Source organism: Streptomyces sp. NBC_00341 (assembly GCF_041435055.1).
Taxonomy (GTDB): Bacteria; Actinomycetota; Actinomycetes; order Streptomycetales; family Streptomycetaceae; genus Streptomyces.
The window spans coordinates 1,998,649-2,012,132 of the sequence record NZ_CP108002.1; the positions used below are offsets into that span (position 1 = coordinate 1,998,649).

At 71.7% G+C, this 13,484-nt stretch carries 11 protein-coding genes and 1 pseudogene; 5 read left to right on the forward strand and 7 right to left on the reverse strand.

Features of this window, described 5'->3' with window-relative positions; all coding sequences use genetic code 11:
* Positions 1-13: 13 nt before the first annotated feature.
* Positions 14-1,225 (reverse strand): helix-turn-helix domain-containing protein, encoded by a 1,212-nt coding sequence (locus OG892_RS08920; RefSeq protein ID WP_073735641.1) that lies wholly within the window; start codon positions 1,223-1,225, stop codon positions 14-16.
* 176 nt (positions 1,226-1,401) lie between these two features.
* Between OG892_RS08920 and OG892_RS08925 the strand changes: the two genes are divergently transcribed.
* The 3 genes from OG892_RS08925 to OG892_RS08935 are packed head-to-tail and all read left to right on the forward strand — an operon-like array spanning position 1,402 to position 5,465.
* The gene (locus tag OG892_RS08925) at positions 1,402-2,301 is read left to right on the forward strand and encodes an SGNH/GDSL hydrolase family protein (RefSeq protein WP_328867425.1); all 900 of its coding nucleotides are present in this window, start codon (positions 1,402-1,404) and stop codon (positions 2,299-2,301) included.
* Positions 2,302-2,304: 3 nt separating this feature from the next.
* Positions 2,305-4,296 carry a hypothetical protein gene (locus OG892_RS08930; RefSeq protein ID WP_371628864.1) on the forward strand — a complete coding sequence of 664 codons (1,992 nt, stop codon included), beginning with the start codon at positions 2,305-2,307 and terminating at the stop codon, positions 4,294-4,296.
* 56 nt (positions 4,297-4,352) lie between these two features.
* Complete coding sequence (locus tag OG892_RS08935) at positions 4,353-5,465, forward strand: tyrosine-protein phosphatase (RefSeq protein WP_371628865.1); 1,113 nt, start codon at positions 4,353-4,355, stop codon at positions 5,463-5,465.
* An 18-nt stretch (positions 5,466-5,483) separates the two neighbouring features.
* On the opposite strand, the gene OG892_RS08940 is transcribed toward OG892_RS08935, so the two are convergent.
* Positions 5,484-6,602, reverse strand: coding sequence for an ADP-ribosylglycohydrolase family protein (locus OG892_RS08940; protein ID WP_371628866.1), 1,119 nt, complete (start codon positions 6,600-6,602; stop codon positions 5,484-5,486).
* A gap of 77 nt (positions 6,603-6,679) precedes the next feature.
* Between OG892_RS08940 and OG892_RS08945 the strand changes: the two are divergent.
* A pseudogene (locus OG892_RS08945) lies at positions 6,680-6,778 on the forward strand (DUF6343 family protein); the annotation flags it as partial.
* 22 nt (positions 6,779-6,800) lie between these two features.
* Here OG892_RS08945 and OG892_RS08950 read toward each other — a convergent pair.
* The 4 genes from OG892_RS08950 to OG892_RS08965 form a co-directional block, all read right to left on the reverse strand.
* A complete protein-coding gene (locus OG892_RS08950; RefSeq protein ID WP_024492382.1) occupies positions 6,801-7,163 on the reverse strand; it encodes a tetratricopeptide repeat protein in 363 nt (120 codons plus the stop codon).
* A gap of 64 nt (positions 7,164-7,227) precedes the next feature.
* Entirely contained in the window at positions 7,228-7,830 is a 603-nt protein-coding gene (gene coaE, locus OG892_RS08955; protein WP_371628867.1) for a dephospho-CoA kinase, read from the reverse strand.
* A gap of 120 nt (positions 7,831-7,950) precedes the next feature.
* Entirely contained in the window at positions 7,951-8,889 is a 939-nt protein-coding gene (locus OG892_RS08960) for a PAC2 family protein (RefSeq protein ID WP_199884394.1), read from the reverse strand.
* Between the two features lie 82 nt (positions 8,890-8,971).
* A complete protein-coding gene (locus OG892_RS08965; RefSeq protein ID WP_371631601.1) occupies positions 8,972-10,495 on the reverse strand; it encodes a flavin monoamine oxidase family protein in 1,524 nt (507 codons plus the stop codon).
* 352 nt (positions 10,496-10,847) lie between these two features.
* Between OG892_RS08965 and OG892_RS08970 the strand changes: the two genes are divergently transcribed.
* A complete protein-coding gene (locus tag OG892_RS08970) occupies positions 10,848-11,810 on the forward strand; it encodes a right-handed parallel beta-helix repeat-containing protein (RefSeq protein WP_073735444.1) in 963 nt (320 codons plus the stop codon).
* A gap of 99 nt (positions 11,811-11,909) precedes the next feature.
* Here OG892_RS08970 and rpsA read toward each other — a convergent pair whose 3' ends face one another.
* Complete coding sequence (gene rpsA, locus OG892_RS08975) at positions 11,910-13,430, reverse strand: 30S ribosomal protein S1 (protein ID WP_024493912.1); 1,521 nt, start codon at positions 13,428-13,430, stop codon at positions 11,910-11,912.
* Positions 13,431-13,484: the final 54 nt, after the last annotated feature.

A 13,484-nucleotide genomic window follows, 5' to 3' on the forward strand; every position in this document is an offset into this window, starting at 1 on the left:
TCCCCGGTTCCCCTCATACCGACCGGCGCGCGACCAGCGCGGCGCTGAGGTACTGGAGGTCGGCGGGGCGGGCCGGGGAGAGACCGGTCAGCCGGTCGATGCGGCGGATGCGGTAGTCGACGGTGTTGGGGTGGACGTGCAGCGCCGCCGCGGCGGCCCGGCGGTCCAGGCCGTGTCCGAGGTAGGTCTCCAGCGTGCGCAGCAGCTCCGGCTTGGCCTCCAGCGGGCCCAGCAGCCGGGCGAGTTCGTGCAGCGCCTCGCTGGGTCTGCTCAGCTGGTACTCCAGCAGCACGTCGGCCAGCCGGTACAGCCCGGCGGGCCGGCCGGTGCGGGCGACCAGGTCGACGATCTCGGCGTTACGGGCCACGGCGGCCGGGACCGCCGCCGGTTCGGCGGTCTCGGCCGCAGCCGTGACGGGCACCCCGGCCGCCGAAGTCGCCTCGGCGATCAGCTCGCGCAGCCCGCCGGGCCCGTCCCACGGCGGCGGCTCCGCGACGGGCAGCAGGACGGTGCCGCCGGAGGCGTCGAGCGCGGTCAGCGCGGGCGTGCCGGCGAACCGGTCCAGGGCCGTGCGGATGCGGCGGATCTTGCGGCGGGCGGCGACTCCGGTGCCGGGTCCGGGCGCCTGGCCCACCTCGTCGGGGTGCGGGGCGAGCGCGAGCGTCATCGTCAGATAGCCGGCCGCCGGACGCAGCCCGGTGCGCTGAGTGAGGAGCTCCAGGGACTCACCGGTCAGCAGGGCGGCCATCAGGGCGTGCCGGCCGCCGTGTTCCTGGCTGTCCAGGATCTGCCGGGCCTCCAGATAGGCGCCGCTGACCGCCGAGGTCAGCTGCTGCTGGAGGACCATGATGCGGTCCATGATCTCCAGCACGGCCGGCAGGTCGGCGGGGCCCGCGTCCCGGGCGGTCTCCTGCCAGCACATCGCGATGCCGACCTGGTACGCGGTGAGGATGGCGTCGAGCGGTACGCCCTCCTCCGCGCGCTGGGCCGCCGAGTCGCGCTGCTGGGCCAGTTCGGCGTCGGTGGCGGGGCGGCGGTGCTCGACGACGTCGGCGAAGAGGCGCAGGTTGTGCTGGACGATGTCCGCGATGTCGCCCGCGATCTCCTCGTGGGGCAGTTCCGCGTAGACCGGCAGATCGCTGAGCAGCCGGTCGACGACGCGGCTGGTCAGGGCGGGTGCGCGGGCGCGCAGCTGGGCGGCGACCGGCCGTCCGGCGATGCACAGCGGCGGCGGCCCGCAGTCCCGCGGTCCCGCGCTCGCGCCCCTCACGACGGTCCGCTCTTTGTCACGCGTCACAAAAGCCCCCGCGGAAGTCTGCGTTACCCACCAGTTAAACGACGGCGTTCGAGTCTGCATGATGACCGGCGACACCCGCCATGCCCCCACCATCGGAGGTCGCCGTGAACTCGTCCCGGAACAAGGCATTCTGCCGGACCGTCAGATCAACGCTCTGCGCACTCGCGCTGGCCGGACTGGCCGTCGGCACCGGCGCGTCCGGCGCCTGGGCGGCCGCCGACGACACCACTTCGTACGTCGCACTCGGGGACTCGATGGCCTCCGGACCGCTCATCCCGGACATCACGGGCCCCTTGGCCTGCGGACGCTCCACGCACAACTACCCGCACGAGCTGGCGGCGAGCCTCGGCGCCTCACTGACCGACGTCACCTGCAGCGGCGCCGCGTCCAAGCACATGACGGAGAAGCAGTCGCTCTCCCTGCTCGACGTCCCCATGGGCTCGGCGCCGCCCCAGTTCGACGCGCTGCGCGCGGACACCGATCTGGTGACCCTGACCATCGGCGGCAACGACACCGGCCTGGTCGGCATCGCGCAGGACTGCACCAACCTCGACCCGTCCGCCACCCCCTGCAAGGACAAGTACAACGAGGGCGGGGTGGACCAGGTGGGGCAGCGGATCGCGGAGTTCGTCCCCCGGATGGCCGCCGTACTGGACGGGATCCACCAGCGTTCGCCGCAGGCCAGGGTGATCGTCACGGGCTACGGGCTGTACATCAGGCCCGGCGGCTGCTGGCCGCTCCAGCCCGTGCTGCCGGTGGACGCCGACTTCCTCCAGGGCAGCGTCGACCGGATGAACACGGTGATCGCGGAGCAGAGCGCCGCGCACGGCGCCGAGTACATCGACCTCGCCACGCCCAGCAAGGGCCACGACTCCTGCCAGGCCCCCTCAGAGAAGTGGGTCGAGGGGTACGTGCCGACGGCCGCCGCCGCGCCCCTGCACCCCAACCGGCAGGGCGAGTCGAACTACGCCCGCATCATCGGCGCCCACCTCCAGGGGAGCTGACGCGTGCGGCAGCGGCTGCTCAACGGCCTGCTCGCGGCGGCGCTCGGCGCCGCCGCCCTGCTCGCCCCGCCCGCCCACGCGGCTGGGGCGGGCCACGCCCCGGGAGGAGGCTGCGACCCGCTGGCACCCGCCGAATGCCTGCTGCCGTTCCCCAACGACTGGTACACCCGGCCGGACCCGGGCAGCGGCACGGGCCGCCGGGTGGCCTTCGACACCGCGGTGCTCCCCCGCCCCGCGTCCGGCCTCCCGGTCGACCCGTCCGCCTGGAACCGGTCCGACGGCTTCTCCCCCGGCTCCGCCCTGATCGCCCAGATACCGGGGCTCGACCTGGCCGCGACCGGCGCGGCCCCGCTCACCGACATCGGCCGCTCCCTCGACCGGGACGCCCCCGTGGTCCTCCTGGACACCACGACGGGTGAGCGGTGGCCGTACTGGGCAGAGCTCGACGCCAACGCCACAGAGCCCGACCGGCAGGCGCTGCTGATCCACCCCGCCCGCAACTTCCACGACGGCCACCACTACGCCGTGGCCCTGCGCCGCCTCAAGGAGGCCACGGGCCGTACGATCCCGGCGGCCGCCCCGTTCGCCGCCGTCGCCGGCCGACGGCTTCCCGCCCACGATCCGCTGCGCGCCCGCCAGGACCGGCTCCGCCCCGCGCTCACGGCCCTGCGCAGGGCCGGGGTCGCGGCCGAAGGGCTCAATCTGGCCTGGGACTTCACCGTCGCGTCCACCCGTAGTCTCAGCGGCGACCTCTTCACCATCCGCGACGACGCGTTCCGCCGGCTCGGTGACCGCTCGCCCGGCTTCGCCGTCACCGGGGTCACCGACCTCACCCCCGCCCAGGACGCCCGGATCGCCCGCGAGGTCACCGGGCGGATCACCGTACCCAGCTATCTGAACCTGCCGGGCGGACCACCCGGTTCCGTGCTGAACCGGGGCCGGGACGGCACCCCGCGCGCCCTGCCCGGCAACACGCAGACCGCGGAGTTCCGCTGCGAGATCCCGCGCGCGGCCTTCCGTGCCCCGTCCCGCCCGTCCCTCTACGGGCACGGGCTGCTGGGCCGCCGCTCGGAGGTGGGCGCGGGCAACGTCAAGGACATGGCGGCCGAGCACGACTTCACGTTCTGCGCGACGGACTGGATCGGGATGGCGGAGGAGGACATCCCCACCGTGCTGGGCGGACTCGCGGACCCGAGCCTCTTCCCGGCCGTCCCGGAACGCAGCGAACAGGGCATGCTGAACGCCCTGTTCCTCGGCCGCGCACTGATCCACGCCAAGGGGCTGACCAGCGACCCCGCCTTCCGCACGGCCGGCGGCCGCCCGCTGCTCGACACCCGGCACGGCCTCGCGTACGACGGGAACAGCCAGGGCGGCATCCTCGGCGGCGCACTAGTCGCCGCCTCGCCCGACATCCGGCGCGGGGTACTGGGCGTCACCGCCATGAACTACGGACTGCTCCTGAACCGGAGCGCCGACTTCGCACCGTTCCAGCAGGTACTGGACGCGTCCTACCCGGACAAGCTGCACCAGCAGCTCGTCCTCCAGCTGTTCCAGATGGTGTGGGACCGGGGCGAGACGAACGGGTACGCGAACCACCTCACCGACCACCACGAGGTACTGCTGCACATCGCCTACGGCGACCACCAGGTCGCGAACGCGGCGGCCGAGGTGGAGGCGCGCACGATCGGCGCCCGCGTCCTGTCCCCCGCGCTCGCCGCGGGACGGAGCCCGGACACCGTCCCGTACTGGGGCATCCGCCGGATCGGACCGGGCCACCTGCCCTACCGGGGAACGGCGATGACCGTGTGGGACAGCGGCACACCGACGCCGCCGCTCACCAACACCCCGCCCGCCGGGCCCGAGTACGGCCACGACCCGCACGAGGATCCCCGCAACTCGCCCGCCGCACGTCAGCAGAAGGCCACCTTCCTGACCACCGGCCGTGTCATCAATGTCTGCGGCACCACCCCGTGCACCGCCACCCCCACCTCCTGACACCTCCCCCGCACCGGCGGGCCAGGACGCCCGCCGGGCACAGACAAGGAGCACCCATGCGCACGCACCGCATAGCCGGAGCCGCCGTCGCGGCCGCCCTCCTCGCCGGTACGGCACTGGCCCCGTCCGCGCTCGCGGCCCCACCCGCCACGACGGCTACGGCTACGGCTACGGCTACGGCTACGGCTACGGCTACGGCGCAGTCCGCCGTACCGTTCACCTCCGCCACCGCCGCACGCACGGCCGACGGCGGCCACACCCTCTCCTGGGCCTCCCCCGCCATGTCGGTGACCGTCACCGCCGTCACGTCCCCCGACGCCACCACCGGCATCCCCGTCGGGACGGCCCCGGGCACCGGCTCGCTGACCGTGCCCGCCGGGACGCTCCCGGAGTCCGGGCGCTGGTACTTCCGGCTGGTCCCGGACGGCGGAAGCCCGCTGGTCGTCGCGGACCGGTCCCTCGGCCTGGAGTCCGCCCGCAACTTCCGTGACATCGGCGGCTACCGGACCACCGACGGGCGGTGGGTCCGCTCCGGCCTGGTCTACCGCTCCGGGAAGCTGAACAGCCTCACCGCCGCCGAGCAGCAGCGGCTGGTCTCCCAGCACCTCACGCTCGACGTGGACCTGCGCAACGCCATGGAGCGCCACGACGACCCGGACCGGCTGCCGGCCGGTGTCGCCTACCAGGTCGCGGACGTCGTCTCGCTCAGCCACGGCGTCCGCTTCCACGACTCGGCTCTGATGACCCTGGCCCAGGCCGTCGCCGCCGGGCTCTTCTCCGGCTCGTCCGACCTGGGCCAGTCCATCGGCTACCCGTTCATGGTCAACTTCGTGGGCGGCGACTACGCGTTCCACGACCTGGTCACGGCCGTCGCCACGAACACCTCGGGTGCCACGGTGTTCCACTGCAGCGCCGGCAAGGACCGGACCGGCTGGGGCACCGCCGTCCTGCTCACCCTCCTCGGCGTCCCGCGCGCCACGGTCGAGGCGGACTTCCTCGCCAGCAACCAGTACACCGGCAACCCGGAGGCCGTCGAACTGAGCTGGCTGCGCGCCGCGTTCGACGAGGCGGACCACCTGTACGGCGACTTCGACACCTACGTGCGCGAGGGGCTGAAGCTCGACGCGGCGACCGTGGAGGCCCTGCGCGCCAAGCTGCTGACCGGCTGACGCGCGGCCGGCGTCACATCAGCACCCGGGGTAGCGGCCGGACGGCCACTCGACCGCGTGCTCGAACTCCAGGGACAGGTCGTCGGCCACCTCTGCGATCACCGCCCGCCCCTCGGTGCGCACCAGCCAGGACGGCGGAAGGTGTACGTCGCCGTGGTGGGCGCCGAGCAGGTTGCCGCAGACGGCGCCGGTGGAGTCGCTGTCGCCCGAGTGGTTGACCGAGAGCAGCAGGGCCTCGCCCACCTGGTCCGCGCGCGGCAGGACCAGCGCGCAGTACACGGCGATGGCGAGCGCCTCCTCCGCCACCCAGCCCGCGCCGAGCGACTCCACCTTCTCCGCGCTCGGCGCTCCCCGGCCGGCCAGCTCGAAGGCCGCCCGGAGCGCGGCGGACGTCTCCTGGTGGCCGGGGTGGCGGGCCAGCAGCTCCATGGCCCGCAGCACGGCGCCGGGCAGCGAGTCGCCCTCCATGAGGTGGGCGACGACCGCCGCGAGCGCACCGGCCGCGTAGGCGCCGGTGAGGTGGCCGTGGGTGATCTGCGCGCACCGGGCGGCCAGCCCGAAGCTCTCGTCCACGGGCCCGCCGGTCAGCCCGAAGGGGGCGGAGCGCATCACCGTGCCGCAGCCCTTGGAGTCGGTGTTGACCGGCCCTGGACTGCCGAGCGGGGCCCTCGGGTCCGGGGTGTGACCGGCCGTGAGCCCGGTCAGGCACGCGTTGCCGGGGGCCCGCCGCGCGTACAGCCAGGGCTGCTCCCTGAGCCAGCCGGTACGGACCAGGTCGTCGCCGCCGCGGGCGGGGGGTGCGGGGTGGTTCTGGGTGTCGAGCCAGCGCAGGTAGGCGTGCCTGATGACCGCGGTCTCGGCGCCGCCGATGCCCTTGGCCATGGCCCGGGAGTGGGCCCTGATCAGGCCCTCCGCGGTGAAGAGCGTCATCTGGGTGTCGTCCGTGACGCGCCCGGTGACCCCGTCCTCGTCGGCCGTCAGTCCGCGTACGCCCTGCTCGCCGTGGGCCCGCCGGATCCCCGCGAGCGACAGGAACTCCACCGGATTGCCCAGCGCGTCGCCTATCGCCCCGCCCAGCAGACATCCCCGGACCCGGGCCCTTCGGACGGAACCGTTCCCCCACGCCGCACCGCTCATCGCCGGCACCCCACACTCTCTCGTCGGTTCGCCGCGTTCCGCCGTCGCGGGTCCATGCTGGTAGGAGAGGCGATGCCATGCGTACCGGTAGTGAACCGACGACCGCGCGCAGTTCGCTGCGACTGCGGCTCCGGCTGAGTCTATGGGGCCTGGTCTGGACCGTTTCCGGCCCGGCGACGGCCTGACGGCATTCACGCGTCAGCCGTCGAAGCGAGCGGCCCTCAGATACTCCGGGTTGGGGTCGAGAGCCGCCGCGAGCCTGAAGTGGCGGGTGGCCCGTTCCGGATGGCCGGCCCGCTCGAAGGTGCGCGCCAGTGCGAAGTGCGCGAAGGCGTTGTCCGGCTCGCGTTCCAGGACGAGTTCGAATTCGAGCTCGGCGGGGCGCAGTTGGGCCGCCGCGAAGAAGGCGCGGGCGCGCAGCAGCCGGGCCGCCGTGTTCTCCGGGTGCGAGGCGATCACCGAGTCGAGCAGCTTCACGGCACCCCGGGGATCGCGCGCTGCCAGCAGCTGCTCGGCCGCGCGGAAGTCTATGACGTGGGTTTCCGGGTTCCTCTCGGGCACAGTCGCATCCTTCCCTCGGCCACCTCGGTGTGAACGTCGCTCCGGGGCCGGGTATTCCGGTCCGTCAGCCCGCCTCGGCCCGCCGCACCAGCTCCGACCAGACCTCGCGGACCTGCGGGGCCAGTGCCTCGACCGGTCCGTCGTTGTCGATGACCAGGTCCGCGACGGCGAGCCGCTCCTCGCGGGTGGCCTGCGCGGCCATCCGGGCCCGCGCGTCCGCCTCCGTCATCCCGCGCAGCCGCACGAGCCGGTCGAGCTGGGTCGCGGGAGCTGCGTCCACGACAATGACCAGGTCGTACAGGGGTGCGAGGCCGTTCTCCGTGAGGAGGGGCACGTCGTGGACGACCACGGAGCCGGTGCCCGCGGCCCGCTCCAGCTCTGCGGAGCGGGCGCCGACCAGCGGGTGGACGATCGCGTTGAGGGCGGCCAGCCGTGCGGTGTCGGAGAAGACGATCGAGCCGAGCTTCGGCCGGTCCAGGGTGCCGTCCGGGGCGAGGATCCCGGTGCCGAACTCCTCGACGAGAGCGGCGAGCCCGGGGGTGCCGGGTTCGACGACCTCGCGGGCGATCCGGTCGGCGTCGACGAGGACGGCTCCGTGGCCGACGAGCAGCGCGGACACTTCGCTCTTGCCGGCGCCGATTCCACCGGTCAGGCCCACTTTCAGCATGGCGGCAGCCTAAGGCCTGGCGTCAGACCGCCGTCTGCCGGGCCCGCGGGGACGGAGCGGCCGTCCCGCGTCGCCGCGGTGGAGCGGCGGCCGGACGCGGGACGGCCGTGGGACCGGTGGTCAGCTGTCGCCCTCCCGCTCGGCCAGGAAGCGTTCGAATTCGAGGCCGATCTCGTCGGCGGACGGCAGGTCCACCGGTTCCGCGACCAGATTGCCCCGGGTCTCGGCACCCGCCACCGCGTCGTACTGGTGCTCCAGGCCCTCGACCAGCGAGACGAGTTCTTCGTCGCCCTGCCCGATCTGGCGGTCGATCTCCGTCTGGGTGCGGTGCGCCTCTGTGCGCAGTGCGTGGGCGATGGCCGGCAGGACCAGTCCGGTCGCGGCGGTGATCGACTCCAGCGCGGTGAGCGCGGCGTCGGGGTAGGCGGAGCGGGCGACGTAGTGCGGCACGTGGGTGGCGACACCCAGCACGTCGTGTCCGGCCTCCATCAGCCGGTACTCGACCAGGGCCTCCGCGGAACCGGGCACCTGCGCCTCGTCGAACGGGCTGCGGTGGCCGGGCATGAGGTCGGTGCGGTTGCCGTGCGGGGTGATGCCGACGGGGCGGGTGTGCGGGACGCCCATCGGGATGCCGTGGAAGTTGACCGCGAGGCGGACACCGAGCCGTTCGACGATCTGCTCGACGGCGGCGGCGAACCTCTCCCACTCCACGTCGGGCTCCGGCCCGGACAGCAGCAGGAACGGCGCCCCGGTGGCGTCCTGGACCACCCGGACGTCCAGCGTCGGGGTCTCGTACGACGTCCAGCGGTCGCGCCGGAAGGTCAGCAGGGGACGCCGTGCGCGGTAGTCGACGAGGCGGTCGTGGTCGAATCGGGCCACCACCTGGTGCGGCAGCGATTCGAGCAGGCCGTCGACGATCTGCTCACCGGTCTCACCCGCGTCGATGTACCCCTCGAGGTGGTAGAGCATGACCAGGCCGGCCGACTCCTGGGCCAGCGCCATGTCGACGACGGCCAGGCCCTTCGGGTCCCATTCGTACAAACTCTGCGGATCAGCCACGGTTACCGCTCCTCCTTGTGTTCCTGAAGAAGAACGCCCCGAGGGGCACGGGCATTCCCTCCCGTGCCCCTTCACATGGTGTTTACCCAAGTACCCGCGCGTGCAGTGCGGTGACCGCCTTCCGTGCGGAGGTGAACGCCCCGTGCTGCCAGGCGTCCGCGTAGCTCAGGTAGTCACCGGCGAAGTAGACCCGCCCGGCCGCCCGGTTGAGCGGTGCGAAGACCGGGGCGTCGGGGCCGCCCGCCAGTGAGTGCCAGGACGCCTCCAGGTGCGGGGTCTGCCGCCAGTGGTGGGAGAACGAGGTGGCGAGTTCGGTCCGGTACTTGTCGCCGTGGATCTTCACGCCCTGGGCCACGGCCCGCGCCTCCCGCCGGGCCGGGGTGAGGGCGGCGTACGCGTCGGCGTCGGCGCCGGTGTTGTAGTACCCGATGATGGTGCCGCGCCTGCCCTGGTGGCCGTAGGAGGGGTACCAGATGTGGGCGAGGTCCATGTCCGTCTCGGTGATGCCGCCGTAGATCCGGTGGTCGCTCTCCCACCAGCGGCTGCGGTACTCGAGACCGATCTTCCCGGCCGAGGACGGCTTGCAGGCCTCCAGCGCGCTCTGGACGGCCGGGCCCAGGTTGTGGGCGGTCCCGGCCAGGATGTTGGGCGGCAGCGCGGCGACGCAGTAGTCCGCCTCGATGCTGCGGGTGCGCCCCGCCCGGTTGTAGGTGACGGTGACGCCGTGCGGGGTGTCGGTGATCTTCGTGACGGCCGCGCCGGTACGGATCCTGCGCTCCCCTATCGCCCGGGTGAGCGCGGCGGGTATCCGGTCCATGCCGCCGACCGGCTGGAACATCAGCATCGCCTGGTCGTACTCGAACTCGAAGGCGAAGTAACGCCCGACGCCACTGGCGAAGACCTCGGACGCGGAGGGTACGGACCCCAGCTCCTCGCCCGGGGTCCCGGCGGCGGCGGGGTCGACGCGGTAGCCGCGCCGGGGGCTTCCGGTGTAGTCGAGCGTGTCTCCGATGTCGCCGAAGTCCTTCAGGAACTCCATGAGCCGTTCCTGGTCGTCGGCGGTGATCTGCCGGTCGAGCGCTCCCTTGTCGGTGGCCTTGGAGAGGAGTTCGGCGACATAGCCGTACACGTCGGCCTTGGCGGTGCGGTAGCGCACCGGGGCCTTCATGCCTGCCTTCTCGTTGTAGATATAGGCGTTGGCGTTCACGTTGGTGAACATCTCGATGGGTACGCCGAGTTCGCGACAGTAGTCGAGGGTGACCATCCACTGCGGGATCCGGCCGGGCCCGCAGTTCATGTACTGGCCGTCGCTGAACCGGGCCGTCTGCCGGACGCCGTGGATGTCGGTGGTGGAATCCCCGCCGCGCACGGTGAAGTTCCGGCCGCCCGTGCGATCGCGGGCCTCCAGGACCGTCACGTCGTAGCCCGCCTTGCCCAGCTCGTAGGCGGTGGCGAGACCGGCGATACCGCCGCCCACGACGACCACCTTGGCCGCGGCCCTGCCGGTCAGCGAGAAGTCCCCCTGGCTGGGGGCCCGGAAGGCGGGTTCACGGCCTGCGGCCTGGGCGGTGGGGGCGAGGCCGAGGGCCCCCATGGTGGCGAACATGGCGCCCGCACCGCCGGTGATGCCGACATTGCGCAGAAAGGTGCGGCGGCTGTCGCCGGGCGTCACCGAGGAGTGGTGCGAAGTCTGGTTCATGGGGCGGCTCCTGTCCGGATCCTGAGGTTGCCGGGATCCTGGCAAGGGCGTGTTACGTGCCGTCAGTTACTCGTGTATCCCGCACGTTTCTCTCTGTTCACCCCGCTCACGCCTCCCGCGGCCCCCACACCTCCGCGCCGCAATGGTCCAGACCTTGACACGGCATCACCCCGTCCCTACCGTCACTGGGCAGCACGTTCAGAAACTCGCCCCACATTCATGTACGAGAACCCTGAACCCCTGACGGGAAGGCACCCCCATGCGCACCCGCACCTTGCTCCCCGCCCTGCTCTCCACCGTCCTGGCCACCGGCGGCCTGATCCTCGCCTCGGCCGCCACCGCCGGAGCGGCGACGGTCATCCAGGTGAGCACCGCGGCCCAGCTCAAGTCGGCCCTCACCGCGGCGGGCCCCGGCGACACGATCCAGCTCGCGGACGGCACGTACACCGGCAACTTCAAGGCGACCGTCCCCGGCACCGCCGCCGCACGGATCACCCTGACCGGCTCCGCCGGGGCCGTCCTCACGGCGGGCGGCGGCTACGGGCTGCACCTCAACGGCGCCTCGTACTGGACCGTGAAGGGCATAACCGTCTCCGGCGGCCAGAAGGGCATCATGGCCGACAGCGCCGACGGCGTCGTCATCGACTCGGTCACCGTGCACGACCTCGACATGGAGGGCGTCCACTTCCGCAAGTCCAGCAGCGACGGCGTCATCAAGAACTCACGGATCTACGACACCGGGCACGACGGACGCGGCATGGGCGAGGGCGTCTACGTGGGCACGGCGGGCGACCTCTCCGACAACAGCGACCGGGTGCAGATCCTGGACAACACGATCGGCCCGGATGTCGGCGGCGAGAACATCGACATCAAGGAGGGCACCACGGGCACCCGGATCACCGGCAACACCTTCGACGGAAGCGGGCTGACCGGCGCCAACTACGACGACTCCTGGGTCGACGTGAAGGGCAACGACGTGCTGGTCGAGGGCAACCGGGGCTCCCGCACGACCAACAACGGCTACGAGACGCACACCCAGCAGAGCGGCTGGGGCTGCGGAACCGTTTTCCGGGACAACACCTCGGACCTGTCCGGTTCGACGGGCGACAAGCGGATCGCGTTCAACGTGACCAACTACAGCGCGAGTTGCCCGACGAAGGTCTACGCGAGCAACACCGTGACGGGCGGCAACGGCCTGACCAACATCGCCGTCACCCCGTAGAAAACCGACTGCTGGAACGACGAATGAGGCCCGCCCCCCGAAGGGGACGGGCCTCACCGTCATCTACTGCAGCCGATGACCGGCCGGAAGGTCAGAGCGTCAGCTCTGGCCGCCCGCCAGCTTCTCGCGCAGGGCAGCCAGGGCCTCGTCCGACGCCAGGGCGCCGGAGTTGTCCGCGGACTCCGAGGAGTACGAACCGCCACCGCCGCCACCGCTGCCGCCGGAGGCAGCCGGAGCCGCGCCGGCCGGGGCGGCAGCGCCCTCGGCAGCAGCGGCCTCGTCGGCCTCGCGGGACTTGATGACCTGGGCCTGGTGCTGCTCGAAGCGCGTCTGCGCCTCGGCGTACTGGGTCTCCCAGACCTCGCGCTGAGCCTCGAAGCCCTCGAGCCAGTCGTTGGTCTCGGGGTCGAAGCCCTCGGGGTAGATGTAGTTGCCCTGGTCGTCGTACGACGCGGCCATGCCGTACAGCGTCGGGTCGAACTCGACCGAGGCCGGGTCGCCACCGAAGGACTCGTTGGCCTGCTTCAGCGAGAGGCTGATCCGACGACGCTCAAGGTCGATGTCGATGACCTTGACGAAGATCTCGTCGTTGACCTGGACGACCTGCTCCGGGATCTCCACGTGGCGCTCGGCCAGCTCGGAGATGTGGACCAGGCCCTCGATGCCCTCGTCGACGCGCACGAACGCACCGAACGGAACGAGCTTGGTGACCTTGCCGGGCACGACCTGCCCGATCTGGTGCGTCCGGGCGAACTGCTGCCACGGGTCTTCCTGCGTCGCCTTGAGCGACAGGGAGACACGCTCGCGGTCCATGTCCACGTCGAGAACCTCGACGGTGACCTCCTGGCCGACCTCGACAACCTCGGAGGGGTGGTCGATGTGCTTCCAGGACAGCTCGGAGACGTGCACGAGACCGTCGACGCCACCCAGGTCCACGAAGGCACCGAAGTTGACGATCGAGGAGACGACGCCGGAGCGGACCTGACCCTTCTGCAGGGTCGTGAGGAACGTCTGGCGAACCTCGGACTGGGTCTGCTCGAGCCAGGCACGGCGGGACAGGACCACGTTGTTGCGGTTCTTGTCCAGCTCGATGATCTTGGCTTCGAGCTCCTTGCCCACGTACGGCTGGAGGTCGCGGACGCGGCGCATCTCGACCAGCGACGCCGGCAGGAAGCCCCGGAGGCCGATGTCGAGGATGAGACCACCCTTGACGACCTCGATGACGGTACCGGTGACGATGCCGTCTTCTTCCTTGATCTTCTCGATGGTGCCCCAGGCACGCTCGTACTGAGCGCGCTTCTTCGAGAGGATCAGGCGGCCTTCCTTGTCCTCCTTCTGGAGAACCAGGGCCTCGATCTCGTCGCCGACCTTGACGACCTCATTGGGGTCGACGTCGTGCTTGATCGAGAGCTCGCGGCTCGGGATGACACCTTCGGTCTTGTAACCGATGTCGAGGAGAACCTCGTCGCGGTCAACCTTGACGATGACACCATCAACGATGTCGCCGTCGTTGAAGTACTTGATCGTCTCGTCGATGGCCGCGAGGAACGCGTCCGCGTCGCCGATGTCGTTGACCGCAACCTGCGGAGTGGTGGCGGTGGTCTCGGTGCTGCTCGTCATGTGGGAAAGGGCTCCGGTACGGACAGTGAGTCGAAGTTACTGCTACGCCGTGAG

Bases quoted from the DNA above. Each gene is read 5' to 3' on its own strand.
- rpsA (WP_024493912.1), bottom strand. From the start codon at position 13,430: ATGACGAGCAGCACCGAGACCACCGCCACCACTCCGCAGGTTGCGGTC.
- OG892_RS08935 (WP_371628865.1), top strand. From the start codon at position 4,353: ATGCGCACGCACCGCATAGCCGGAGCCGCCGTCGCGGCCGCCCTCCTC.
- OG892_RS08965 (WP_371631601.1), bottom strand. From the start codon at position 10,495: ATGTTCGCCACCATGGGGGCCCTCGGCCTCGCCCCCACCGCCCAGGCC.
- coaE (WP_371628867.1), bottom strand. From the start codon at position 7,830: ATGCTGAAAGTGGGCCTGACCGGTGGAATCGGCGCCGGCAAGAGCGAA.
- OG892_RS08970 (WP_073735444.1), top strand. From the start codon at position 10,848: ATGCGCACCCGCACCTTGCTCCCCGCCCTGCTCTCCACCGTCCTGGCC.
- OG892_RS08940 (WP_371628866.1), bottom strand. From the start codon at position 6,602: ATGAGCGGTGCGGCGTGGGGGAACGGTTCCGTCCGAAGGGCCCGGGTC.